A 25176-nucleotide genomic window follows, 5' to 3' on the forward strand; every position below is an offset into this window, starting at 1 on the left:
GCGGACCCCGGCCCCCTCGCCGCTGCGGGCGGTCCGGGTTACCGGGTGAACACCGCCACCGTGCGGGCCGGGACACTGAACGTGCCGGTCGCCGCCGCGTACGACGAGGTCCTCACCACCGGGTCCGCGCCGGCGGACTGCACCGGGTGCAGCCGCAGGTGCGTGCCGGCCAGGTCCGCGACGCGCTGGTCCTGCCGCTGGGGCGTCGCGTTGAACACGACGACCAGGCCGCCCAGGCGCATGGTGATCACGCCGGGGGTCTCGTCCTTGCCGGACAGCGGGAAGGACAGCCGGTCCTGCACCTGCGCCGCGGTGGCCAGGGAGAACGCCTTCTCCGTGGTGCGGATCCGCAGCAGGTCGCGGTACGCGGCCGAGGTCGCGTCGATCTGCGGGCAGCCCACCCGCACCGAGTCCAGCAGCGGCGTGGCGTAGGGCCACTTGGACTGGTTGTCGGCCGCCGGCGGCAGGCCCCGGCCGAAGCCGTTGCCGTCCGCGCAGTTCCAGTGGATCGCGTTGAACCAGTCGCCGCTGTCGAAGGAGTTGCGGTCCAGGGACTTGGAGCGCAGCAGGTCGGTGCCGGCCTGGGAGAGCGCCGGCCCCTGCGACAGGGCCGCGGTGGCCATCGCCAGGACCTGCATGCGGGCCCGGTCGGCGGCCGAGGTGCCCTTCGGCAGCTTGTAGGCGAGCGCGTCGAACAGCGACTCGTTGTCGTGCGCGTCGACGTAGGCGAGGGCGTCGCCGGGGGCCTGCGCGTATCCGGCGGGCGCGCCGTTGTAGTCGATCTCCGCGCCGGTGACCTGCCGGCCGCCGGAGTCGGTGAAGCGGTACGTGGCGAGGTTGCCGGTCAGACCGACCTCGATGAGGTCCTGGTAGTGCAGCAGGCGGGCCTTCTGCTCCGCCGGGGTGCCGTTGGCGGTGGAGGAGTTCGGGTCGGTGTAGAGGCCGGACGCGAAGCCCTGGACGCCGGGGTCGGAGTCGAAGGGGCTGCCGCCGCGCACCGCGTCCCGGGCCCGGTCGGAGAAGGTGGCGACGCCGGTGCCTGCCATGTTCTTCTGCGTGGCCTGCACGAACCGGGCGTCGTCGGCGACCTCGCCGAAGTTCCAGCCCTCGCCGTACATGATGATCTTCTTGCCGTCGACGCCGTCCTTCTGCGGGGTGAGCGCGTCGAGGGCCCTGCGGACCGCGAGGATGTTGGCCTTGGGCTGGTGGCCCATGAGGTCGAAGCGGAAGCCGTCGACCTTGTACTCCTTGGCCCAGGTGACGACCGAGTCGACCACCAGCTTGCCCATCATGGTGTTCTCGGTGGCGGTGTTGGCGCAGCAGGTGCTGTTCGCCACCGAGCCGTCGGCCAGCAGGCGCTGGTAGTAGCCGGGCACGATCCGGTCGAGCACGGAGGTGTCCGCCTGCCCGGCGGCCGCGGTGTGGTTGTAGACCACGTCCATGACGACGCGCAGGCCGTCCTGGTTGAGCGCCTTGACCATCTGCCGGAACTGGACCGTGCGGGCCGTGCCGTCCGGGTCGGTGGCGTAGGAGCCCTCCGGGACCGTGTAGTGGTACGGGTCGTAGCCCCAGTTGTAGGCGTCCTTGGCGGCGATCTTGGCCACGCACGCCTGCTGCTTGTCGGAGTCCGCCGGGTAGGAGGCGAGGTCGCAGTCGGTGGTCGCCTGGTCCGCCTTCCTCTCCGGGATGGTGGCGATGTCGAAGGCCGGGAGCAGGTGGACGTAGGAGGTGCCCGCCTTCGCCAGGGCCCTCAGGTGCTTCGACCCGTCGCTGTTACGGTCGGCGAAGGCCAGGTAGCCGCCCTTGTCCTTGGCCGGGACCGTCCGGTCGGCGATCGAGAAGTCGCGGATGTGCAGCTCCTGGATCTGCGCGTCCCGCAGCGGCACGGCCCGGGGCTTGGCCAGCGCCGACCAGCCGCTCGGCGCGAGCGCCCGGTCGTCCAGGTCGACGACGAGGCTGCGCCCGGAGTTCGCGGTGAGGGCGAGCGAGTACGGGTCGGTGACCTTGTTGGTGACCACCTTGCGCACGCTGGGCGCCCAGACCTTCACGACGTACCGGTAGGGCTTGCCCTTCCAGGAGGCGGGGCCGGTCGCGGACCACACGCCGGTGGTGTCGTCGCGGTGCATCGGCACGGTGGAACCGCCGAGTTCCAGCGCGACGCCCTGCGCGGTGGGCGCCCACACCGACAGCGTGGGCCGGCCGTGCCGGAACACCGGGCCGAGCTGCGCCTTCGCCGCGCTGCTGCCGTACACGTCGTCGAGGACGCCGGCGAGCTGGACGCCGGTCGCGGCGAGCACCGCGCCGTTCGCGGCGCGCTGGGAGGCGACGACCTGACCGCGCAGGGCCTCACGGACCCGGCCGCGGTCGCGCGGGTCGACGGACCAGGCGGTGTAGTCCTTCAGGTACGGGAACTTCGCCTTCTGGGCGTCGGTGAGCGTGGTCTTCGCCAATCGCAGCCAGCGCTCGTCGTCGCTGGTCAGCGTTCCGTCCTTGGCGGCGATCGAACCGTCGTGGGAGTACACCAGCTGGGTGGAGGCGGCGCCCTCGACGCCGTTCCACGCGAGGGTGTCGCGGTCGATCCAGACCGCCTTGGAGGTGGTGAGGTCGAGGGCGGCCGCGCTGCCGGCGGGCTGCGGCAGCAGGTACTTCTCCTGTCCGCTCAGCTGCCACACCTCGTGGCCGTCGGCCTTGAGGTCCAGTGACTGGTCGGCGGGGAGGTCCTTCTCGTCGCCCTTGTGGACGATGTAGCTCAGGCTGGTGGCGCCGTCGGTGAGCGGCACCTCGAAGACCGCGCCGAAGGCGTCGGTGCGCACCGGCTTCAGCGGGCTCGACCAGTCGGTGGGCTGCGCGGCGCCGGTCCAGACGTGCAGGCCCCAGCCGTCGTAGTTCCCGTCGGCGCGGTGGTAGTGGATGACGGCCTTGGTGGTGTCCTGCGCCGGGTAGTCGGGACGCTGGGTGAGGACGGTGTCCTTGCCCTGCTCGATCCAGACCTCGCCGGTCTTCGTGACGTCGATGGAGCGGTCGGCGGAGACGTCCTTGTTGCCGTCCTTGTCGATCACGAGGAAGCCGACGTTGGAGGCGCCGGGCTTCAGCTTGACGTAGGCGAAGGCGCCGTAGGCGTCGCGGCCGATGAAGGGGTGGCTGGCGGGCCAGGTGGTCGACTCGCCGTCGGCGAGGTCGCCCCAGGCGTACAGGCCCCAGTTCGCGTAGTCGCCGTCGGTGCGCTTGTAGTGGACGACGGCGTAGTCGCGCGAGCTCGCGGTGGGGACCTCGGGGGCCGGCGGGGTGCCGGTGGTGGAGGCGGCCGTGGCGCTCGCCGTGCGGCCGGCCGCGTCGACGACGACGGCCTTGTAGCGCAGCGCGGTGCCGGGCGGGACGCTCCGGGCGAGGGTCTGGGTGACCTTGTAGGGGGCGTGGTCGGCGGAGCCGAGCACCTTCCAGGGGGCGTTGCCGACCTGGGCCGCGAAGACGACCCGGTCGAGGCTGGCGCCGGGGACGCCGGCGGGCACGTCGACGGTGCCGGTGGCGCCGGCCGCCGGGGCGGTGAGCGTGATGGCGGGCTTGCCCGCGGGGGCCCGGAGACGGCCCGCGGCCTTGAGGACGACGGCGGAGCCGGCCGGGACGGTGACGGTGACCCTGCGGTCGGCGTCCGAGGTCACGCTGGACCCGGTGCCGTAGAGGCCGCGGTAGGTCATGTCCGCCGAGCCGGCCGCGAAGGTCGCGGTCTTCGGCGCGTCGGCGTTGTTGAGGGCGACCAGGTACTCGGTGCGGTCGGCGCCGGTGCTGGTGCGGGAGAAGGCGTAGACGCCCGCGCCGTCCGCCGCGTACCGCTCCGTCTGGACGCCGTCCGTCAGCGCCGGGTTGGCCCTGCGGAGCGCGGCCAGCGCGGCGATCTGCCGGTACAGGGGCTCCTTCGGGTCGTAGGAGTCGCTGGCGTGGGTGCGGTCGGTGCCGATCTCGTCGTCGGCGAGGTAGTCGGCGACCTTGGAGGCGAACATGGTCTGGCGGGCGTCCTTGTCGCCGCCTGCGCCGGTGAAGCCCTGCTCGTCGCCGTAGTAGACGACCGGGTTGCCGCGGCTGAGGAACATCAGCTCGTTGGCCAGCTCGTCCTTCTTGAGCAGCTCGGCGTCGGTCGCCTTCGGGTTGTCCTGCTTCAGGAAGTACCCGATGCGGCCCATGTCGTGGTTGCCGAGGAAGGTGACCTGCTCGTACGCGTTGGCCTTGTCGGTCGTGTACTTGTAGTCGTCACCGAAGACGCCCGCCAGCTTCTTCGCGCTGCCGCCCTGGGAGGCGTAGCTGCGGGCCGCGTCCTGGAAGGGGAAGTCGAGCGTGGCGTCGAGGCGGCCCTGGGTGACGTACGGCGACGTGACCGAGGTGTCGGCGGAGTACACCTCGCCGAACATGAAGAAGTTCTTCCGGCCCCGCCCGGCGGCGTAGCGGTCGAGCGCCGTGGCCCACTGGGTCCAGAAGTCCATGTCGACGTGCTTGACCGTGTCGATCCGGAAGCCGTCGACGCCGAAGTCCTTCACCCAGCGCTCGTAGATCTTCTCCATGCCGGCGACGACCTCGGGACGCTCGGTCCACAGGTCGTCGAGGCCGGAGAAGTCGCCGTAGGTGGCGTTCTCGCCGGCGTAGGTGGAGTCGCCGCGGTTGTGGTACATCGTCGGGTCGTTCAGCCACGACGGGACCTTGATGTTCCGCTTCGCGGCCGGGACGGTCGGCGTGCGCGGGAAGGAGGCGGTGCCGACGGCGGGGAACGCCCGCTTCCCGTCGGCGTAGTCGGCGTCGTCGAAGGGGCGGCCGTCCTTGGTCAGGTACGGGAAGGCGCCCTTGGAGAGGTAGTCGTGGGACTGGCCCTCGTAGTCGACGACGTCGGCGGTGTGGTTGGTGATGACGTCGAAGAAGACCTTCATGCCCTTGGCGTGCGCCGAGGAGATGAGGGTCGCCAGGTCCTGGTTGGTGCCGAAGTGCGGGTCGACCGTGGTGAAGTCGGTGATCCAGTAGCCGTGGTAGCCGGCCGAGGCGTCCTTGCCGGTGCCCTGCACGGCCTGGTTCTTGAAGATCGGCGCCAGCCAGATGGCGGTGGTGCCGAGGCCCTTGATGTAGTCGAGCCGCTTCGTCAGGCCCTTGAGGTCGCCGCCCTGGTAGAAGCCCTTGTCGGTGGGGTCGTAGCCGGTGCTCAGCCGCGAACCGGTCAGGCCGCCGCGGTCGTTGGACGTGTCGCCGTTGGCGAAACGGTCCGGCATGACGAAGTAGAACTGCTCGCGGGTGTCGTCGTGCCGGGCCGGCGCGGCGGCGAGCCGTGCGTCGGACGGGGGCGCGGGCGGTGTGGCGGCCCGTGCGGCGAGGGGCTGGACGAGGGCCGCGGCCAGGGCGGCGACGGTGACGGCCGCCAGCCGCCGGGCGCGTCCGCCCGGGAGGGTGGCCGCGCCCCCTCTCCTGTACGGGGTGCGGCGCGTCCGGGGCGCCGGCCATCTCGGTATCACAGGCGTGAACTCCTTGCGATTACGGCTCAGTCGGGCCCGTTCCGGCTCGCGCGGACGGCTGCGTCGCCGGGCGCCCGCGCGACCGTACCGCCGCCGAAAGGGTTGCAGCAAGAGGCGTGAAAGCATCGGTAAGGAATTTCAACCACCGCTCCCACCCGGCCTCCTGACCGGACGCACCGCCCGCGGCGCGCCGGAGGGGCCGGTACGGGACGGGGCGCGGCGTGCCCGGGGCCCGCGCCCCCGCGGGAAGGGGGCGCGGGCCGGGGCGGTGCGGGGTCAGCAGCCGGACTTGCCGGCGTACACGGCCAGGGCGGTGTTGGCGCCCAGGGTGGCGGTGAGCTGCCCGGAGGAGTTCACCGTGACGGTCGTGTTGTTCTGCACGTTGCAGTACGTGCCGGCGGGCAGGGAGGTCTGGAAGGTCCGGCTGAGCGTGCCCGCTTCGTGGTTCACGGCGACGAAGCCCTTGGAGCCGCGGCCGAAGGCGATGGCGTTGTTGCCGTTGTCCCACCAGTCGGTGACGGCCTGGCCGCGGGTGGCGTTGCGGAAGGCCACCATGGACTTGATCTCCGGCCAGGCGTGCTGGCACTTCCACCCGTCCTGCCAGCAGGCGTTCACGGTGCCGCCGTTCGGCGGGCCGGCGTCCGGGTCCGACCACTCGTAGCCGGAGTTGATGTCCGGGGCGCCGTAGGGCCAGGCGAGCATGAAGACGTTGGCCAGGGTGTAGTTGGCGCCGTCCTTGTAGTTGAGCGTGGAGCCGTTGCGCTCGGTGTCGTGGTTGTCGACGAATACGCCGGCGACCGAGCTGCTCATGTAGCCCCAGCCCTCGCCGAAGTTGTTCAGGTACGCGAGCTTCTCGTTGTTGAAGACCCGCTTGAGGTCGTAGGCGTAGCGGAACTCCTGGACGTCGCCGTTGCCGGTGTACTCGGTCGGCTGGACCGCCTCGCCCGCGCCGTAGATGACCTCCTGCTTCCAGTAGGCACCCGGGTTGGTGAGGCGGGACTTGATGTTGGCGAGGTCGGCTGCGTCGATGTGCTTGGCCGCGTCGATGCGGAAGCCGTCGACACCGAGGCTCAGCAGGTCGTTCATGTAGCCGGCGATGGTCTTGCGGACGTACTCCTCGCCGGTGTCCAGGTCGGCGAGGCCGACCAGTTCGCAGTGCTGGACGTTCCAGCGGTCCTGGTAGTTGCTGACCTGGGCGGTGCAGTCGTCGAAGTCGGGCATCGAGTAGAGGCCGGGGTAGTCGTACTTCGTGTACGACGAGCCGCCCGTGCCGGTGCCGCTGCCCGCCGACATGTGGTTGATCACCGTGTCGACGACGACCTTGACCCCGGCCGCGTGGCAGGCGGCCACCATGTTCCGGAAGGAGGTGCGGTCGCCGAGCCGGCCGGCGATCCGGTAGCTCACGGGCTGGTAGGAGGTCCACCACTGCGGACCCTGTATGTGCTCGGCGGGCGGGGAGACCTGGACGTAGCCGTAGCCGGCGGGGCCCAGGGTGCTGCCGCACTCCTTGGCGACGGAGTCGTACTTCCACTCGAAGAGGACGGCGGTGACGTCCTTGGTGCCGGGCGGGGAGGCCTCGGCGGTCCCGGCCGGGACCACGAGCGCGACCGACGCGGCCGCCGTCAGGGCGAGCGCGGCGGAAAGGATTCTGCTGGCCATGTGGGGGTTCCTTCTTCGTTGAAGGCAATTGCTGCAAGTTTTCAACCACTTGCAGTGCAGCAGAAGGTACGAGCCTCGACCCCGGCGGTCAATCCCCTGGACATGCTCCCGTCACCCACGCGAAATGCGGCTGCTCTGCGGGGCGTTGGCCGGCGCGCAGCGGCACGGGGACGCGGCGGGGCCCGCCGTCCGGTGCGGACGGCGGGCCCCTGGACGTGCGCGCGGGCCGTGCCGGTCAGGCGGTGGTCCACCACACGGTGGCGTCGGCGGGCACCACGGCCCGGCCGTCCGCCCCCGGCTCGCCCGGCTCGACGCTCGCCAGCAGCACCCTGCCGTACGCGGGGACGCTCACCGGGTCGCCGGTGGTGTTGGCCACGCACACGAACTCGCCCCGGCGCAGCGCGAGGACGCCCTCGGGTGCCGGCAGCCACTCCACCGCGTCACCGGCACCCAGGCAGGGGTGGGTGCGGCGGGCGGCGAGCGCCGCCCGGTACAGCTCCAGGGTGGAGCCGGGCACGCCCGTCTGCGCCTCCACGCTCAGCTCGCCCCAGGCCCCGGGCTGGGGCAGCCAGCTGCCGCCCTCGCCGAAACCGTAGGAGGAGCCCTCGCGGGTCCACGGGATCGGCACCCGGCAGCCGTCGCGGAAGCCGTCCTGGCCCGCGCCCCGGAAGTACGCGGGGTCCTGGCGCACCTCGTCCGGCAGGTCGACCACGTCCGGCAGGCCGAGCTCCTCGCCCTGGTAGACGTAGGCCGAGCCGGGCAGCGCCAGCATCAGCAGGGTGGCGGCGCGGGCCCGGCGCAGGCCGCGTTCGCGGTCGCCCGCGGTGCGGATCTGGGTCCCGAGGCCGGGCGGGTTGGCGAAGCGGGTGGCGTGCCGGGTGACGTCGTGGTTCGACAGCACCCAGGTGGCGGGGGCGCCGACCGGGCGCATCGCCTCCAGCGTGCGGTCGATGACCGTCCGCAGCTCCTCCGCGTCCCACTCCGTGCCCAGGTACTGGAAGTTGAATGCCTGGTGCAGTTCGTCGGGACGGACGTAGTTCGCGGTGCGCTCGACGGTCGGGGTCCATGCCTCGGCCACGAAGATCTGCTCGCCCGCGTACTCGTCGAGGACGGTGCGCCACTGGCGGTAGATGGCGTGCACGCCGTCCTGGTCGAAGAACGGCATGACATCGTTGCCCAGCAGTTTCAGCTGGTCGTGGCCGCCGAGGTCCGGCAGGCCGTCGGCCTTGACCAGGCCGTGCGCCACGTCGATGCGGAAGCCGTCCACGCCCATGTCGAGCCAGAAACGCAGGATGGAGCGGAACTCGTCACCGACGGCCGGGTGGTCCCAGTTGAAGTCGGGCTGCTCCGGGGCGAAGAGGTGCAGGTACCACTCGCCCGGGGTGCCGTCCGGCTCGGTGACCCGGGTCCAGGCCGGCCCGCCGAAGATGGACTCCCAGTCGTTGGGCGGCAGTTCACCGTCCCGACCCTTGCCCTGGCGGAAGTGGTAGCGGTCCCGCAGCGGCGAGCCGGGGCCCTCGGCGACCGCGCGGCGGAACCACTCGTGCTGGTCGGAGGAGTGGTTGGGCACCAGGTCCACGATGATGCGCAGGCCCAGCGCGTGCGCGTCGCGGATCAGGGCGTCGGCGTCGAGCAGGGTGCCGAACATGGGGTCCACGGCCCGGTAGTCGGCGACGTCGTAGCCGGCGTCCGCCTGCGGCGAGGCGTAGAAGGGGCTGAGCCACACGGCGTCGACGCCGAGGTCGCGCAGGTGGGGCAGGCGGGAGCGGACGCCTTCGAGGTCGCCCATGCCGTCGCCGTTGCTGTCGGCGAAGCTGCGCGGGTACACCTGGTAGATCACCGCGTCCCGCCACCAGTCGGGCCGCTGGTCGACGGTGGCGACGGGCGCGTCGGAGGTGGGGGTTCCGGCCGAGGAGTGCTGCTGGCTCATGGCGTCCTTGCTGCGAGGGGGGTCGCCCGCTCCGGCGGGGCCGGGAGCGGGGGCGGAATACAGGTCGGGGGTGGGGCCGGCGGGAGGACGAGGCGGCCGCGGTGCCGGCGGGGTGTTGGATTCCCCCGCGGGCACGGAGCCCGCGGGGGGACACCGCGGCCGCCGCCCGCGCGGACAGGCGCGCGGGAGCCGTTCGACGCCGGTCAGCCCTTGGTGCCGCCGGCGGTGAGACCGGTGACGAGGTTCTTCTGCACCAGGTAGAAGAACACCGACACGGGTATCGCGATGAGCACCGCGGTGGCGGCCATGTAGTTCCACTGGGCGTCGTGCTCGCTGACGAAGGTCTGCAGGCCGACGGCGAAGGTGTACTTGGAGTCGTCGAGCATGAAGGTGGTCGCGAACGCCACCTCGCCGACGGCGGTGATGAAGTTGTAGAAGGCGGCGACCGCCAGACCCGGGCGGGCCAGCGGCAGGATCAGCCGCGCGAAGGTGCCGAAGGGGCTGAGCCCGTCGACGCGTCCGGCCTCGTCGATCTCGAAGGGGATGGTGTCGAAGTACCCCTTGAGCAGCCAGGCGCTGTAGGGCACGGCCGTGGTGCAGTTGATGACGATGAGGGCCCAGTAGGTGTCGATCAGGCCGAGCTCGCTGAAGATCTCGTACATCGGCACGATCAGGATGGCGATCGGGAAGGCCTGGGTGAGCAGCAGCACCCACATCAGCGACTTGTAGCCGGGGAAGCGCATGCGCGAGACGGCGTAGCCGGTGGTCGCGGCGACGAAGACCCCGATCACGGTGGTGCCGAGGGCCACGACCATCGTCGACTTGAACCAGTCGAAGAAGGCGGTGTGCTCCAGCACGAAGTTGTAGTTGGAGAAGGTCAGCCGGGACGCGATCCGGCTCGGGTGCAGGTAGTCGTCCTTGTCCGGGCCGAGGGACAGGTAGAACAGCCAGGCCACCGGCGCCAGGGCGATCAGGCTCGCGACGGCGAGGCCCGCGTGCAGGACGGCGGCGCCGAGCGGGCCGCGCTCGCCGCGCCCGCGGGACCGGCGGGCGGACCGCCCGGCGGCGGCCGCTGCGGCCGGCGTCTTCTCGAGGGTCGTGGTGCTCATGGCGGCTCCTGCGGCGTCAGACGGCGAGCTGGTCATTGCGCTTCAGCCAGCGGAAGTAGAAGGAGGTGAAGACGGTCAGGATCGACAGCAGCAGCACACCGTACGCGGCGGACTGGGCGAAGTCGCGCGGCTGCTGGCCGAAGCCCAGGAAGTAGGCCCACGTGACGAGGATCTGGGCGTCGGGGGCACCGGTGGGTCCGAACAGCAGGAAGATGATGGCGAACTGGTTGAAGGTCCAGATGATGCCGAGCAGGACGACGGTGGAGCTGACCGAGCGCAGACCGGGCAGGGTGACGTGCCGGAACCGCTGCCAGGAGGTGGCGCCGTCCATCTCCGCCGCCTCGTAGAGCGAGGGGTCGATGGACTGCAGGCCGCCGAGCAGCGAGAGCATCATGAACGGCACACCGCACCAGGTGTTCACCATGATCGCGGCGAACCGCTGCCAGAAGGTGTCCTCCAGCCACTGCGGCTGGGGCAGGTGGAGGGCGCCGAGCACCTGGTTCAGCACGCCGGAGTCGGCGAGCATGATCCGCCAGGAGAAGACGGTGACGAAGGTCGGCACGGCCCAGGGCAGCACCAGCAGCAACCGGTAGAAGGTACGACCGCGCAGCTTCTCGTTGAGCATGAGCGCCAGGCCGAGGCCGATGGTGTAGTGCAGGGCCACGCAGGCGGCCGTCCAGAAGACGGTCCACAGGAAGTGCGACCAGAACCGGTCGTAGGCCGTGGGGCCCCAGAGGATGTCGGCGTAGTTGTGGAAGCCGATGTACTTGTAGGTGGCGGCGATGTGGTTGACGCCGATCGTCCGCGCCGAGTTGAGGCTGTTGGCGTCCGTCAGCGTGAGGTACACGCCCCGCACCAGCGGGTAGCCGACGATGACGCCGAGGACGGCGACCACCGGGGCGATCATCGCGTAGGCGTACCAGTGCTTCTGGTACCCGTTCTTGATGCGCCGGCCCAGGCCGGGCCGAGGCGCGCGGTCACCGCGGGGACTGCCGGTCGCGCGGTCGATGGCGACTGTCATGGTTCGACACCTTCGGGGGGGTTCAGGGGGCGGGCCCGGGCACAGGCCGGTGGCCGCCGGATCCGCCCCCGGGCGGGGCGGATCCGGCGGCCACACGGACTCACTTGCTGAAGTCCGGCACCAGCTTGGCGATGGCCAGCTGCGCGTTGCTCAGACCCTGGTCCAGGGACTCCTTGCCGCCGGCGATCTTGGGCAGCTCGGTGTCGAGCGGGCCCCACAGGGAGCTGTACTCGGGCAGCGCCGGGCGCGGCTGGGCGGCGGAGAGCACGCCCTGGTAGCCGGCGATGCCCGGGTCGGCCTTGACCTGCGCGGTGTAGGCGTCGGCGCGGGTGGGCAGCGTGGAGTTCTTCAGGGCGATGGCCTCCTGGGTCTTCGCCGAGGTCATGAACTGCACGAACTTCAGGGCCGCTTCCTGGTGCGCCTTGTCCGAGCCGGCGTAGACCGAGAGGTTGTGGCCGCCGGTCGGGGCGCCCGCCTTGCCGGTGGAGCCGGCCGGGACGGTGGCGATGCCGAGGTTGGACTTGTCCTTGAAGGCGGAGCCCTTGTAGAAGTTCGTGATCTCCCACGGGCCCTGGACGATCGCGGCGACCTTGCCGTTGACGAACGCGTCCTGGATGTGGGCGTAGGCGTCCGCGGTGGTGTCGGCCTTGTGCAGACCCTTGCCGGAGAAGGTGCTCAGCCAGGCGGCGTAGCCCTTCTTGGCCGGGGCCGAGTCGACGGTGATCTTCTTGGCGGCGGGGTCGACGGTGTCGGTGCCCTCGCCGTAGAGGAAGCACTGGGCGTAGTAGGCCTGGGTGGAGCCCCAGTAGCCGTCGACGCCGGTCTTGCCCTTGATCTTGGCGGCGTCGGACTTCAGCTCGTCCCAGGTCTTGGGGGCGTCGGTGATGCCGGCCTTCTTGAACAGGGCCTTGTTGTAGACGAAGGCGAGCGTGTCCGTGACCAGCGGGACGCCGTAGGTCTTGCCCTCGAACTGCGCCTGCTTGATCAGGTTGGGCTGGAACTTGGCCTGGTCCGCGAGGGCCGTCGTGCCGTCCAGCGGCAGGAAGTAGCCCTTCTTCGCGAAGGCGGGCGTCCAGCCGACCTCGGAGCGCAGCACGTCCGGGGCGCCCTGGGAACCGGCGGCGGTGTCGAACTTGTTCTGCGCCTGGTCGAAGGGGACGTCGACGTACTTGACCTTGATGTTCTTGTTGGCCGCCTCGAACTGCTTGACCAGGTTCTGGTACGTCGGCGACTCGTTGGTGGCGTTGGAGGTGTCCCACCAGGTGAGGGTCACCGGCCCGTTCGACTTGTTGCTGCTGCTGTCACTTCCGCCGCACGCCGTCGCCGTGAGGGCGATGGACGCCACCAGCGCGCCGGCCGCTATGCCACGCCGCATGAGTTCTCCTTGAGGGTGAAAGCCCGTGTGCGGGGAGCGGTCCCGTCCGCCGTCCCCGCCGACTTGCCGACTGCGCCGTTGCGGCCGCCGGGCGACCGCGAACGTAACAGCGATGTAAGCCGGGCGAAAGACCTTGCAGAAAAAAAGTGCAAGAGATCATGACAGTTACGCGCCCGTGACCTCTTCGCGCTTGCTTCGAGGCCGGGTTTTCCGGCCGTTCAGCGGGCATCCGCACCTTTGTGCAAGACTCTGCAAGCTCTTGCCATCCGTGTCCGCGGGGGGAATCATCCCCTTGCGGACCGGGGGACGCCGACCAGAACACGAGGGAATGCGATGACGCAGCAGCCCGCAGGGCGCCGTGCAACAACCCGCGCCCGGCGTCCGGTCGGTGGGCAACGTCGCGCCCGACCGGTACAGTCCAATCCCGTGACCACACGGCTTGCCGACATCGCTGCGCAGGCGGGGGTGAGCGAAGCGACCGTCAGCCGCGTCCTCAACGGCAAGCCGGGCGTCGCCTCCGCCACCCGCCAGTCCGTACTGGCCGCCCTCGACGTGCTGGGCTACGAGCGCCCGGTGCGCCTGCGGCAGCGCATCGAGGGCCTGGTCGGCCTGATCACCCCGGAGCTGGACAACCCGATATTCCCCGCTCTGACGCAGGTCATCGGACAGGCGCTGACCCGGCAGGGCTACACCCCGATCCTCGCCACGCAGACCCCGGGCGGGTCCACCGAGGACGAGCTCACCGAGATGCTGGTGGACCGCGGGGTCGCGGGCATCATCTACGTCTCCGGACTGCACGCCGACACCACGGCCGACATGCAGCGCTACGAGCAGCTCCGCGGGCAGGGCGTGCCGTTCGTCCTGGTGGACGGCTTCTCCCCCAAGGTGCAGGCGCCGTTCATATCGCCCGACGACCGGGCCGCGATGACGCTCGCGGTCACCCACCTCGTCTCCCTCGGCCACACCCGGATCGGGCTTGCGGTCGGACCGAAGCGGTTCGTGCCGGTGCAGCGCAAGATCGAGGGCTTCGTGCGCGCCGTGCAGGACCAGCTGGGCCTGACCGCGGACGTCGTGGAGACCGAGCTGATCCAGCACTCGCTCTACACCCTGGAGGGCGGCCAGGCCGCCGCGGGCGCACTCATCGACCGGGACTGCACCGCGGTCGTGTGCGCGAGCGACATGATGGCGCTCGGCGCCATACGGGCCGCCCGGCAGTGCGGCCTGGAGGTGCCGCGGGACTTCTCGGTGGTCGGCTTCGACGACTCCCTGCTGATCGCCTTCACCGACCCGCCGCTGACGACGATCCGCAAGCCGGTGCCCGCCATGGGGCAGGCCGCGGTGCGCACGCTGCTGGAGGAGATCGGCGGGACGCCCGCCCCGCACAGCGAGTTCGTGTTCATGCCGGAGCTGGTGGTGCGCGGCTCGACGGCCTCCGCTCCCGGGGACCGCACGCGCGCCTGAGCTCGGGCGGGCCGCACGGGGGCGTCGCGCCGACGGCCGCGGCACACCCCTGCCGGGCCCCGGCAGGTGGACAACATGCGTCCTGAACCCGGCCGCGGGATGATCGGTGGGACACGTCTTTTCTGGCAGACTCTGTGCCTATGGGTGACACGACCGTGACGCGACCGGAGGGCCCCGAGGAGGCCGTTCCGTACCCCGTCACGGACGCCGGGCGCACGGATGTCGTGCACCGGCTGCGCACCCCGCGCCGGCCCCGGCTGTGGTTCGAGATCCTGCTGATCGCGGTGAGTTACTGGACGTACTCGCTGATCCGCAACGCGGTCCCCGAGCAGAAGGCGGCCGCGCTGCACAACGCGGACTGGATCTGGCGCACCGAGCACCGCCTGGGCATCGCCGTGGAGCAGTCGGTCAACCACGTCGTGAACTCGGTGAATTGGCTGATCGTCGGCATGAACTACTACTACGCCACGCTGCACTTCGTGATCACGGTGGGCGTGCTGTTCTGGCTGTACCGCCGTCATCCCGGGCGGTACGCGGCGGCCCGCACGGTGCTGTTCGCGACCACCGGAATCGCCCTGCTCGGCTACTACCTGTATCCGCTGGCGCCCCCGCGACTGATGACCGGCGGCCGCTTCGTGGACACCGTGCAGGTCCACCACACCTGGGGCTCGATGGCCTCCGGCGACCTGAAGCACATGTCGAACCAGTACGCGGCGATGCCGTCGATGCACATCGGCTGGTCCCTGTGGTGCGGGCTCACCCTCTTCGCGCTGGCCCGCGTCCCGTGGGTGCGGCTGCTCGGCCTGCTGTACCCGGCGGCCACCCTCGTCGTGATCGTCGCCACCGCCAACCACTTCTGGCTGGACGCGGTGGGCGGCGTGCTGTGCCTGACCGTCGGCTTCACCCTGGCCCGCCTCTGGTACGGCGCCCTTCCCCACGCCCTGCCCCGGCTGCCCGCCGGGGTCGCGTCGCCGGTGCCGGCGGCGGCCGCCCGGCAGGACCGCCCGGTGTGACACGGCCCCGTGCCGTCCGGGACGGGGCGCCGGGCGGCTCCGGCGCGGCCCGCCGGGCGGGGAGGCCTCACGTGCCGTAGAAGAGCCGCTCCACCACGCCCCGGGCCCGTCGGCCGGTGCGCCGGTAGGCGTCCAGCATGTCGCCCACGTGCCCCTCCCCGTACCCCAGGTAGCGGCCCACCGCCGCCAGCTCCCGCGGGTCCGACGGGAAGGTGTCCCCGGCCCGTCCGCGGACCAGCATCACGGCGTTGCGCACCCGCGTCGCCAGCACCCATGCCTCGTCGAGGACCGCCGCGTCCTCCTCCGTGAGCAGGCCCGCCTCCCGGGCCGCCGCAAGGGCCGCCCGGGTCCGGGTGGTGCGCAGGCCGGGCACCTGGGCGCCGTGCTGCATCTGCAGCAGCTGCACCGTCCACTCCACGTCGGACAGGCCGCCCGGCCCGAGCTTGGTGTGCAGCTTGGGGTCGGCGCCCCGCGGCAGCCGCTCGACCTCCATCCGCGCCTTGAGCCGCCGGATCTCCCGGACCGCGTCCTCGTCCAGTCCGGAGGCCGGGTACCGCAGCGGGTCGACCAGTTCGACGAATCGGCGCCCGAGGCCCTCGTCCCCGGCCACCGGCTCGGCGCGCAGCAGCGCCTGCGCCTCCCACACCAGCGACCAGCGCCGGTAGTAGGCCGCGTACGACGTCAGGGTCCGCACCAGCGGCCCGGTCTTCCCCTCGGGCCGCAGGTCCGCGTCGATCAGCAGCGGCGGGTCCGCGCTCGGGATCTGCAGCAGGCGCCGCATCTCGGCGACGACCCGGCCCGCGGCCTGCCCGGCCTCGTGCTCGTCGACGCCGTCCCTCGGCTCGTGCACGAAGAGCACGTCCGCGTCCGAGCCGTAGCCCAGCTCGTGGCCCCCGAAGCGACCCATGGCGATGACCGCGAAACGGGTCGGCAGCGTCTCGCCCCAGCCCGCGTCCACGACCGCCCGCAGGGTGCCCGCCAGCGCGGCCGCCGTCAGGTCCGACACGGCGCCGCCCACCAGGTCCACCAGGGCGCCCTGGTCGGCCTCGGCCGGCTGCTCCTCGGTGCCGTAGGAGCCGACGATGTCGGCGGCGGCGGTGCGGAACAGCTCCCGGCGCCGTACCCCGCGCGCGGCCGCGACCGCCTGCTCGGAGCTGCCCGCCCGGCCGACCGCGGCGAGGACCTCCTGCTCCAGGTGGGAGCGCCGGCGCGGCTCCAGGCCGCCGCCGTCGCCGTCGCCGAGCAGAGCGACCGCCTCGGGCGCCCGCAGCAGCAGGTCGGGGGCGAGCCGCCCGGCCGACAGCACCCGCGCCAGGTTCTCGGCGGCCGCGCCCTCGTCGCGCAGCAGCCGCAGGTACCACGGAGTCTTGCCGAGCGCGTCGGAGACCTTGCGGAAGTTGAGCAGGCCGGCGTCCGGGTCGGCGGAGTCGGCGAACCAGCCGAGCAGCACCGGCAGCAGGGTCCGCTGGATCGCCGCCTTGCGGGTGACGCCGGAAGCCAGCGCCTCCAGGTGGCGCAGGGCGGAGGCCGGGTCCGCGTAGCCGAGGGCGACCAGGCGCTCGCGGGCCGCCTCGGGGCTGAGCCGGGCCTCCGTGGGGCCGAGCTGGGCGACCGCGTCGAGCAGCGGCCGGTAGAAGAGCTTCTCGTGCAGCCGCCGTACGACGCCGGTGTGCCGCTTCCACTCGCGGACCAGGTCCGCGGCCGGGTCGGTGCGCAGGCCCAGGGAGCGGCCCAGCCGGCGCAGGTCGGCGTCGTCCTCGGGGACCAGGTGGGTGCGGCGCAGCCGGTGCAGCTGGATCCGGTGCTCCATCGAGCGCAGGAAGCGGTACGCCTCGTCGAGCTGCACGGCGTCCGTGCGGCCGACGTAGCCCCCCGCGGCCAGGGCCCGGAGGGCGTCTAGGGTGGTCCCGCTGCGCAGCGAGGCGTCGGCCCGCCCGTGCACCAGCTGGAGCAGCTGGACGGCGAACTCCACGTCGCGCAGGCCGCCGGGGCCGAGCTTCAGCTCCCGCTCGACCTCCGCGGCGGGGATGTTCTCCACCACCCGGCGGCGCATCTTCTGCACGTCGGCGACGAAGTTCTCACGCTCGGCGGCCTGCCAGACCATCGGGTTGAGGGCGGCGACGTAGTCCTGGCCGAGCCCGGCGTCGCCGGCCACCGGGCGGGCCTTGAGCAGCGCCTGGAACTCCCAGGTCTTGGCCCAGCGCTGGTAGTACGCGACGTGGCTGCTGAGGGTGCGCACGAGCGGGCCGTTGCGGCCCTCGGGGCGCAGGTTGGCGTCGACCGGCCAGATCGACCCCTCGACGGTGGTCTCGGAGCAGATCCGCATCAGGTGCGAGGCGAGCCGGGTCGCGGCGCGCAGCGCCTTGCCCTCGTCGGCGCCGTCCGCGGGCTCGGCGACGAAGATGACGTCGACGTCGGAGACGTAGTTCAGTTCGTGGCCGCCGCACTTGCCCATCGCGATCACGGCGAGCCGGCACAGCCGGGTGTCGTCGGGCGCGGCGGCGCCCGCGATGCGGAGCGCGGCGCGCAGCGTGGCGGTGGCGAGGTCGGCCAGCTCGGCGGCGGTCTCGGCGACGGCGATGGTGCCGCAGACGTCCCGGGCGGCGATGGACAGCAGGCAGCGCCGGTAGGCGACGCGCAGCGCGACGGGGTCGTGGGCGCCGGCGAGGCCCCGCTCGAACTCCTCGACGCCCGGGTGCAGATCGCGCGGCTCGTAGGTGACCAGGGCCTGCCAGTCGCCGGCGTGCCGGGCGAGGTGGTCGCCGAGTGCGGCGGACGCGCCGAGCACGCCGAGCAGCCGGTCGCGCAGCGGCTTGGCCGCGGTCAGGGTGTCGAGCAGCTCCCGCCGGGCGGTGGGGTCCGGCTGGGCCTCCAGCAGCCGGACGAGGGAGCCGAGCGCCAGGTCGGGGTCGGCGGTGGCGCCGAGGGCCTCCAGCAGCACCGGGTCGTCGCGGACGGGGGCGAGTTCCGCGCCGTCCAGCAGCCGCTCGGCGGCCGCGGGCGCCGTGAAGCCGTGCCGCAGCAGCCGTGTGAAGGTACTGCTCCTGCGCCCCGGCCCCGTCATGCCCGGCCTCCCGTCGGATCAAGGTCGTCCTGGCGAGAGCCTATCCGCAGTCGACGGCGGTGGCTCAGGGGCGGCGGCGCCGGATCTCCGGGGCGATGCTGGTGGGGGGATCGCGGGAGGGGGAGCGGGAGGGCGGCGGGAGCGACCCGTTCATCCGGTCTTCATCCGGCGGGTTGGGCACCGTGGGACAGGGGAAGGTTGGCGTGTGCATGATGCATCCGTACCGTCATCCCCGTCTTCCCCCCACCGGAGGTCGATGTGTCCGGCAGTAACGGCAAGTCCCTCCTTCGTCGCGGCCGCACCGCCCTGGCGTCCGCGACGGCGCTCGCCGCCGCCGGCCTGTGGGCCGGCCTCTCCGGCCCACCCGCTCAGGCCGCCACCGGGGTGCCGGCCCCCGACCACGTGGTCGTCGTGGTCTTCGAGAACCACGCCTACGGCGAGGTGATCGGCTCCTCCAGCGCCCCGTACCTCAACTCGCTGAAGTCCGGCGGCGCGAACCTCACCCAGTCCCACGCCGTGACCCACCCCAGCCAGCCGAACTACTTCGCCCTGTTCTCCGGCTCCACCCAGGGGATCACGGACGACAGCTGCTACACCCCCGGCTTCTCCTCCGCCCCGAACCTCGCCTCCGAGCTGATCGCGGCGGGCCGCAGCTGGGGCAGCTACAACGAGTCCCTGCCCAGCCAGGGTTCGACCACGTGCAGCAGCGGTGACTACGCGCGCAAGCACAACCCGTGGTTCGGCTTCGGCAACGTGCCCACCTCGACGGCCCGGACCTTCGCCCAGTTCCCCTCGGACTACACGACGCTGCCGCAGCTCTCCTTCGTGACCCCGAACCTCTGCAGCGACATGCACAACTGCTCGGTGGCGACCGGTGACACCTGGCTGAAGAACAACCTCGGCGCCTACGCGACCTGGGCCAGGACGCACAACAGCCTGCTCGTCGTCACCTTCGACGAGGACGACAACTCCAGCAGCAACCGGATCCCGACGGTCCTGTACGGCGGGCCGGTCTCGCCGGGGTCGAGCTCGTCGGTCACGTACAACCACTACGACCTGCTGCGCACGCTGGAGGACTCGCAGGGTCTGACCACCCACGCGGGCAACGCGGCCGCCGCCAAGGACATCACCGGCGTCTGGGCGTCCTGAGGCGTCCGTCGGCAGGCAGCGGGGCCGGACCGCCGACGGACACCCCCTGGCGCCCGAAGCCGGGGCCTCCGAACGGCCCCGGCGGCACCGGCGGCCCCGAGGCGGTGGAACGACGTGGGGCCGACGATCCGCGATCGTCGGCCCCACGGGGTCGAATTCCCTCTGACCTGCGCCTACAGCACCGGCAGGTTCTTCCGGAGCTCGAAGGCGGTGACCTCGGAGCGGTACTCCTCCCACTCGCTCTTCTTGTTGCGCAGGAAGAAGTCGAAGACGTGCTCGCCGAGGGTCTCGGCGACCAGGTCGCTGCGCTGCATCAGGGCCAGCGCCTCGCCGAGGTTCTGCGGGAGGGGCTCGATGCCGAGGGCGCGGCGCTCGGCGTCGGAGAGCGCCCAGACGTCGTCCTCGGCGCCCGGCGGGAGCTCGTAGCCCTCCTCGATGCCCTTCAGGCCGGCGGCCAGGAGGAGGGCGTAGGCCAGGTACGGGTTGGCGCCGGAGTCCAGGGAGCGGACCTCCACGCGCGCGGAGCCCGTCTTGCCGGGCTTGTACATGGGGACGCGGACCAGGGCGGACCGGTTGTTGTGGCCCCAGCAGATGTAGGAGGGGGCCTCGCCGCCCGCGCCCGCGGTGCGCTCGGAGCCGCCCCAGATGCGCTTGTAGGAGTTCACCCACTGGTTGGTGACCGCGGAGATCTCCGCCGCGTGCCGCAGCAGGCCCGCGATGAAGGAGCGGCCGACCTTGGAGAGCTGGTACTCGGCGCCGGACTCGTAGAACGCGTTGCGGTCGCCCTCGAACAGGGAGAGGTGGGTGTGCATGCCGCTGCCGGGGAACTCCGAGAACGGCTTCGGCATGAAGGTCGCCTGGACACCCTGCTCCAGCGCCACCTGCTTCATGACCAGGCGGAACGTCATGACGTTGTCCGCGGTGGAGAGCGCGTCGGCGTAGCGCAGGTCGATCTCCTGCTGGCCGGGGGCGCCCTCGTGGTGGGAGAACTCCACCGAGATGCCCATCGACTCCAGCATGGTGATGGCCTGGCGGCGGAAGTCCATGCCCACGTTCTGCGGGGTGTGGTCGAAGTAGCCGGAGTTGTCGGCGGGGGTGGGGCGGGAGCCGTCAAGGGGGCGGTCCTTCAGCAGGTAGAACTCGATCTCGGGGTGGGTGTAGAAGGTGAAGCCCAGGTCGGAGGTCTTGGCGAGGGCGCGCTTGAGGACGTAGCGCGGGTCGGCGAAGGACGGGGAGCCGTCCGGCATGAGGATGTCGCAGAACATGCGGGCGGTGCCGGGGGCCTCGGCGCGCCAGGGCAGGATCTGGAAGGTGGACGGGTCGGGCTTGGCGATCATGTCCGACTCGTAGACCCGCGCGAAGCCCTCGATGGCGGAGCCGTCGAAGCCGATGCCCTCGTCGAACGCCTGTTCAAGCTCGGCGGGAGCCACGGCCACGGACTTGAGGAAGCCCAGCACGTCGGTGAACCACAGGCGCACGAACCGGATGTCGCGCTCCTCCAACGTACGGAGCACGAACTCCTGCTGCTTGTCCATCTTCCGCTTCCCCATCCTTGCTGGTCAGGCCGCCTTTCCCCGGTGCCACCGGAAGGCGGTCGGGCACCTGAGCATCCCACCACAACACCATTTCATGCGCGTTGCGGACCTGATTCGCCCGGCCGTCCCCGGCCTGAACGCGCCGCGTCCGGCGGGCGGACCGCTCCTAGCCCATCTTGCCTGTTCGCGGCGCCATCCGTCAGGGCCGATCCGGCGCGGTCCGCGGCGCCCCCGGCCACGTAATTTGCATCTCAGATGCAAGTTTCAATACCGTGCCGTCCAGTCGAGGCACGAGGAGTGTGTCCTGTTGCTGTCCCAACCGTCCGCGGCCGTCGTCCGCGCCACCCTGCCCGCCGTCACCGACGCCCTCGGCGAGATCACCGAGCGCTTCTACGCGGGCCTGTTCGCCGCCCGCCCCGACCTGCTGCGCGACCTCTTCAACCGGGGCAACCAGGCCTCGGGCACCCAGCGCCGGGCACTGGCCGGCGCCTTCGCCGCCTTCGCCGCACACCTGGTGGAGCACCCGGACCGGCGTCCCGCCGCGCTGCTGGGCCGCATCGCGCACAAGCACGCCTCCCTCGGGGTCGCCCCGGAGCAGTACGAGCTCGTCCGCCACCACCTCTTCGCCGCGATCGCCGACGTCCTCGGCGACGCGGTGACCCCCGCGGTGGCGGCGGCCTGGGACGAGGTCTACCGGCTGATGGCCGACGCGCTGACCGCGGCCGAGCGGGGGCTGTACGAGCAGGGCGGCGGCGCAGGCCGGCGGGACTGGGAGGTCGCCGAGCGGGTCACCGAGACGTCCGACGTGGTCTCCTTCCTGCTCCGCCCGGCCGACGGCGGCCCGGTGACCCCGTACCGGGCGGGCCAGTACGTCTCCGTCCAGGTCGAACTCCCCGACGGCGCACGGCAGCTGCGCCAGTACAGCCTGTCCGGCGCACCGGACGCCGCGCTCCGCAGGATCACCGTGAAGCGAGTGCGCGGCGGGGACGGCACGCCCGGCGGGGAGGTCTCGGAGCACCTCCACGCGCGGGTGCAGGCGGGCGACGTCCTGCGGCTGTCGGAGCCGTACGGCGACGTCGTGCTCGACGCGGACGCGGACACCCCCGTGCTGCTCGCCTCCGCGGGCATCGGCGTCACCCCGGTGGTCGCGATGCTGGCGGAACTCGCCGGGACCGGCCACCGGGCGCCGGTGACCGTGCTGCACGGCGACCGCTCCCCCGCCGACCACGCCCTGCGTGCCGAGCACGAGGCGTACGCGGCCGGTCTTCCCCGGGCGGACGTGCACTTCTTCTACGGGCGGGACGCCGGGCCCGGCGCCCGGACCGGACGGGCCGGCCTCGACGGCGTCGCCCTCCACCCGGGCACCCGGGCGTACCTGTGCGGGCCCCTGCCCTTCATGCGGGAACTGCGGGACGGGCTGATCGCGCGGGGCGTGGCCGCGGCGGACGTGCGCTACGAGGTGTTCGGGCCGGACCTGTGGCTCGCCGGCGAGGACGCACCACCCGCTCCCGCCTCCCACCCCGGCGCCGAGCGCTCCGGGGTCGCGGTCGCCGCGGGGTGAACGGGGAGGCCGGAGGCGGGGCCCGCCCGCACCGGCCCCGGGTGGACGCCGCCCCGCGGAGAAGGCACCCCGGGGGGAGGCGCCCGGGAGGCGGCGCCCCGGGTGGACGCCACGGCGGCGGCGCACGGCGAGGTCCCACGGAGGCGGCGCGCCCGGTGTGCGCCGCGCCGCACACCGGGCGCGGGCGAGGGGGCGGCGGCGCCGGCCGGGCCGTCGGCGGCCCGGCGTTCAGGGCCGGCGTTCGCCCGGCGGATCGGCGGACGGGGTACGGGACGCCGTCGGCAGGCCCAGCAGCAGGGGGCCGGTCGGGTCCGACACGACGTCCGCCACCGTCACCGGGTCCAGCGCGGCGAAGAACGCCTCCTGCGCCCGGCGCAGGGCGCCCCGCAGCCGGCAGCCGGTGTGCAGCGGGCAGGGCGTGGCACCCTCGCAGTCGACGACGTCGCCGTCCCCCTCGTAGGCGCGCACCAGGGCGCCGACCGACGCGGTGCGTCCCTGCTCGGTGAGCGACAGCCCGCCGCCCCGTCCGCGCCGGGCGGTGAGCAGACCCCGGTGCGTGAGGTCGGCGACGACCTTCGCGGCGTGCGTGTACGGCACGTCCATGTCCTCCGCGACCTCACGGGTCGTGGGGGTGGACCCGCCGGCGACGGCGAGCCGCATCAGGACGCGCAACGCCAGGTCGGTGGAGCGCAGCAGCCGCATGCGGCCACCTTAGGCAACGCATATCCCTGCTCCAAATGTTCGACTCCCGCTGCGGAGTGCGGGCCGCGGCACGGGGGCGGACGGAAGCACGGCGGCTCGCGTGTACTTCCTGTGCCCCTACCGCGTAAGGGGCCCGGCAGCCCACTACGATCAGCGCACCCGTCCCTTGACCCGAAGGACTTGCCATGGGTTCCGCCCCCACGACCGGCGCCGACCACCGCAAGGCGCACATAGAGGAGATGCGCCGGGCCGAGCGCTCCCGGCAGCGCCGCAACCGGATCCTCGCCGTCGTGGCGAGCGCCGTCGTCGTGGCCGGCCTGGCGGTCGGCGGGGTGGCGCTGGTGCACGCGCAGTCCGGCGGCACGAAGGACACCGCGAGCGACGGAAAGGGCTCCGCGCACTCCGGCGGGTCGGCCGCTCCGGGCAACTCCGGGGACTCGGGGCACTTCGTGACCGGCAAGGACGGCGTGCGCACCTGGCAGGGGACCCTGGCCCGGACCCACGTCACCACTCCGGTCACGTACCCGATGCAGCCGCCGGTCGGCGGCAACCACAACCCGGTCTGGCTGAACTGCAACGGCGACGTCTACACGCAGCCGGTGAAGAACGAGAACGCGGTGCACGCCCTGGAGCACGGCGCGGTCTGGGTGACCTACACGGGCAAGGCGGCCACGTCCGACGTGGCGGCGCTCGCGGCCAAGGTCAGGAAGACGCCGTACACGCTGATGAGCCCCTTCCCGGGGCAGGCCGCGCCGCTGATGCTGTCGGCGTGGGGGCACCAGCTCACCGTGCGGAGCGCGGCCGACCCGGCGGTCGACCGGTTCTTCGCCACCTATGTGCAGGGCGCCCAGACGCCCGAGCCGGGCGCCTCGTGCACCGGCGGGATGATGCGGTGAGGCGCCACGCCGGCTGGATCGCCGGGACCGCCGCGGCCGCGCTCGTCGCGGCCGGGGCGATCACGTACGCCGTCGCCGAGGACGGCGGCGGCTCCCCCGCGCCCGTCACGCCCACCGCCGGCTCCGCGGACGCCGGGTTCGCCCGGGACATGGCGGTCCACCACCAGCAGGCGGTCGAGATGTCGTGGATCGTGCGCGACCGCACCCGGAACGCGGACGTGCGCCGTCTCGCCTACGACATCGCCCAGACGCAGGCCAACCAGCGCGGCATGCTGCTCGGCTGGCTGGACCTGTGGGAGCTGCCGAAGGTGTCGGCGGACCCGCCGATGACCTGGATGGGCATGGGCGGCATGGCCTCCGGCAAGGACGGCGCGCTGATGCCGGGCATGGCGACGAACACCGAGATGAAGAAGCTCGGGACGCTCAGCGGACGGCAGGCCGAGGTCTTCTACCTGCAGTTGATGACGGACCACCACAAGGGCGGCATCCACATGGCCGAGGGGTGCGTGGCCAAGTGCACCGTCGGGGTGGAGAAGCGGCTCGCGCAGGGGATGGTGGACGCGCAGCAGTCGGAGATCCAGCTGATGGCCGGGATGCTCAAGGAGCGCGGGGCGAAGCCGCGGTGAGCGCGCCGGGTCAGCCGGCGGCCCGGCGCCGGCGGACGAGGACCCGGAAGAGAAGCAGGCCGGCGGCGCACAGCAGCAGGCCCGCTGCCAGGAAGGGCATCGGCGCGTAGGTGTCCGCGCAGGTCTGCCCGCCGGGCACCGCGTGGCACACGGTGCCCGGGCCGCCCCGGTTCAGGCCGGCGAGGAGGAAGAGCGGCAGCGCCGCCCCCGTGAGGGCCCCGGCGGCCGCGTGACGGCGACCGGCGCGCAGGAGGAGCAGGGTGCCCGCGGCGGCGAGGGCGATCAGGACGGGGCCCACCGACAGCAGCGCGGCCGTCCCGAGGACCAGGCAGGCGCCCACCGCGAGCCATCCCAGGAACAGGCCCCACTCGGCCCGGCGTTCACCCCGGGCCGCGGCGGTGTCGTACGCCATGGCACCTCCCCCTTCACGGGACGGTGACGCCCGGTCCGGCGGCTTCCGGCCCCGACTCAGCGTACGCCCGCGGCCGGGTGGAGCAGGAGTCCGCGGCCGCACGCCTCCGGTCGGCCCGACCTCCGCACGCCCGCACGCACAACACCCGGTGCACACACCCGTTCACGAGTGGCACAC

At 72.4% G+C, this 25176-nt stretch carries 16 protein-coding genes; 6 read left to right on the forward strand and 10 right to left on the reverse strand.

Features of this window, described 5'->3' with window-relative positions; genetic code table 11:
- Positions 1 to 38 precede the first annotated feature (38 nt).
- From pulA to P3H78_RS01005, 6 genes are all read right to left on the reverse strand, one after another.
- Positions 39 to 5486, reverse strand: a complete 5448-nt coding sequence (pulA, locus tag P3H78_RS00980; RefSeq protein ID WP_276106770.1) for a pullulanase-type alpha-1,6-glucosidase — start codon at positions 5484 to 5486, stop codon at positions 39 to 41.
- A gap of 276 nt (positions 5487 to 5762) precedes the next feature.
- Positions 5763 to 7145, reverse strand: coding sequence for an alpha-amylase (locus P3H78_RS00985; RefSeq protein WP_276106771.1), 1383 nt, complete (start codon positions 7143 to 7145; stop codon positions 5763 to 5765).
- Positions 7146 to 7380: 235 nt separating this feature from the next.
- A complete protein-coding gene (locus P3H78_RS00990; RefSeq protein WP_276106772.1) occupies positions 7381 to 9075 on the reverse strand; it encodes a glycoside hydrolase family 13 protein in 1695 nt (564 codons plus the stop codon).
- A 203-nt stretch (positions 9076 to 9278) separates the two neighbouring features.
- Positions 9279 to 10184 (reverse strand): sugar ABC transporter permease, encoded by a 906-nt coding sequence (locus P3H78_RS00995; RefSeq protein ID WP_276106773.1) that lies wholly within the window; start codon positions 10182 to 10184, stop codon positions 9279 to 9281.
- A 16-nt stretch (positions 10185 to 10200) separates the two neighbouring features.
- Positions 10201 to 11205 (reverse strand): carbohydrate ABC transporter permease, encoded by a 1005-nt coding sequence (locus P3H78_RS01000; RefSeq protein ID WP_276106774.1) that lies wholly within the window; start codon positions 11203 to 11205, stop codon positions 10201 to 10203.
- A 100-nt stretch (positions 11206 to 11305) separates the two neighbouring features.
- Positions 11306 to 12580 carry an extracellular solute-binding protein gene (locus tag P3H78_RS01005; protein ID WP_276106775.1) on the reverse strand — a complete coding sequence of 425 codons (1275 nt, stop codon included), beginning with the start codon at positions 12578 to 12580 and terminating at the stop codon, positions 11306 to 11308.
- Between the two features lie 426 nt (positions 12581 to 13006).
- Between P3H78_RS01005 and P3H78_RS01010 the strand changes: the two genes are divergently transcribed.
- Positions 13007 to 14041 carry a LacI family DNA-binding transcriptional regulator gene (locus P3H78_RS01010; RefSeq protein WP_276106776.1) on the forward strand — a complete coding sequence of 345 codons (1035 nt, stop codon included), beginning with the start codon at positions 13007 to 13009 and terminating at the stop codon, positions 14039 to 14041.
- Between the two features lie 140 nt (positions 14042 to 14181).
- On the forward strand, positions 14182 to 15054 hold the full coding sequence (locus tag P3H78_RS01015) for a phosphatase PAP2 family protein (RefSeq protein WP_276106777.1): 873 nt from the start codon (positions 14182 to 14184) through the stop codon (positions 15052 to 15054).
- Between the two features lie 67 nt (positions 15055 to 15121).
- On the opposite strand, the gene P3H78_RS01020 is transcribed toward P3H78_RS01015, so the two are convergent.
- Complete coding sequence (locus tag P3H78_RS01020; RefSeq protein WP_276106778.1) at positions 15122 to 18118, reverse strand: bifunctional [glutamine synthetase] adenylyltransferase/[glutamine synthetase]-adenylyl-L-tyrosine phosphorylase; 2997 nt, start codon at positions 18116 to 18118, stop codon at positions 15122 to 15124.
- A gap of 258 nt (positions 18119 to 18376) precedes the next feature.
- Here P3H78_RS01020 and P3H78_RS01025 point away from each other — a divergent pair, with 258 nt between their 5' ends.
- Entirely contained in the window at positions 18377 to 19267 is an 891-nt protein-coding gene (locus tag P3H78_RS01025) for an alkaline phosphatase family protein (RefSeq protein ID WP_276106779.1), read from the forward strand.
- 173 nt (positions 19268 to 19440) lie between these two features.
- Here P3H78_RS01025 and glnA2 read toward each other — a convergent pair whose 3' ends face one another.
- Complete coding sequence (gene glnA2 / locus P3H78_RS01030; RefSeq protein ID WP_276106780.1) at positions 19441 to 20802, reverse strand: gamma-glutamylpolyamine synthetase GlnA2; 1362 nt, start codon at positions 20800 to 20802, stop codon at positions 19441 to 19443.
- Between the two features lie 307 nt (positions 20803 to 21109).
- Here glnA2 and P3H78_RS01035 point away from each other — a divergent pair, with 307 nt between their 5' ends.
- A complete protein-coding gene (locus tag P3H78_RS01035) occupies positions 21110 to 22363 on the forward strand; it encodes a globin domain-containing protein (protein ID WP_276106781.1) in 1254 nt (417 codons plus the stop codon).
- Between the two features lie 228 nt (positions 22364 to 22591).
- Here P3H78_RS01035 and P3H78_RS01040 read toward each other — a convergent pair whose 3' ends face one another.
- A complete protein-coding gene (locus P3H78_RS01040; RefSeq protein ID WP_276106782.1) occupies positions 22592 to 23065 on the reverse strand; it encodes an RrF2 family transcriptional regulator in 474 nt (157 codons plus the stop codon).
- A 185-nt stretch (positions 23066 to 23250) separates the two neighbouring features.
- On the opposite strand from P3H78_RS01040, the gene P3H78_RS01045 reads away from it, so the two are divergent.
- Positions 23251 to 23961 (forward strand): thioredoxin-like domain-containing protein, encoded by a 711-nt coding sequence (locus P3H78_RS01045; RefSeq protein WP_276106783.1) that lies wholly within the window; start codon positions 23251 to 23253, stop codon positions 23959 to 23961.
- Complete coding sequence (locus P3H78_RS01050; RefSeq protein ID WP_276106784.1) at positions 23958 to 24587, forward strand: DUF305 domain-containing protein; 630 nt, start codon at positions 23958 to 23960, stop codon at positions 24585 to 24587. Before P3H78_RS01045 ends, P3H78_RS01050 begins: the two co-directional genes overlap by 4 nt.
- Before the next feature lie 10 nt (positions 24588 to 24597).
- On the opposite strand, the gene P3H78_RS01055 is transcribed toward P3H78_RS01050, so the two are convergent.
- Positions 24598 to 24999: a hypothetical protein gene (locus tag P3H78_RS01055; RefSeq protein ID WP_276106785.1), complete on the reverse strand. Its 402-nt coding sequence runs from the start codon at positions 24997 to 24999 to the stop codon at positions 24598 to 24600.
- Positions 25000 to 25176 lie beyond the last annotated feature (177 nt).

Source organism: Streptomyces tropicalis (genome assembly GCF_029269835.1).
Lineage (GTDB): Bacteria > Actinomycetota > Actinomycetes > Streptomycetales > Streptomycetaceae > Streptomyces > Streptomyces tropicalis.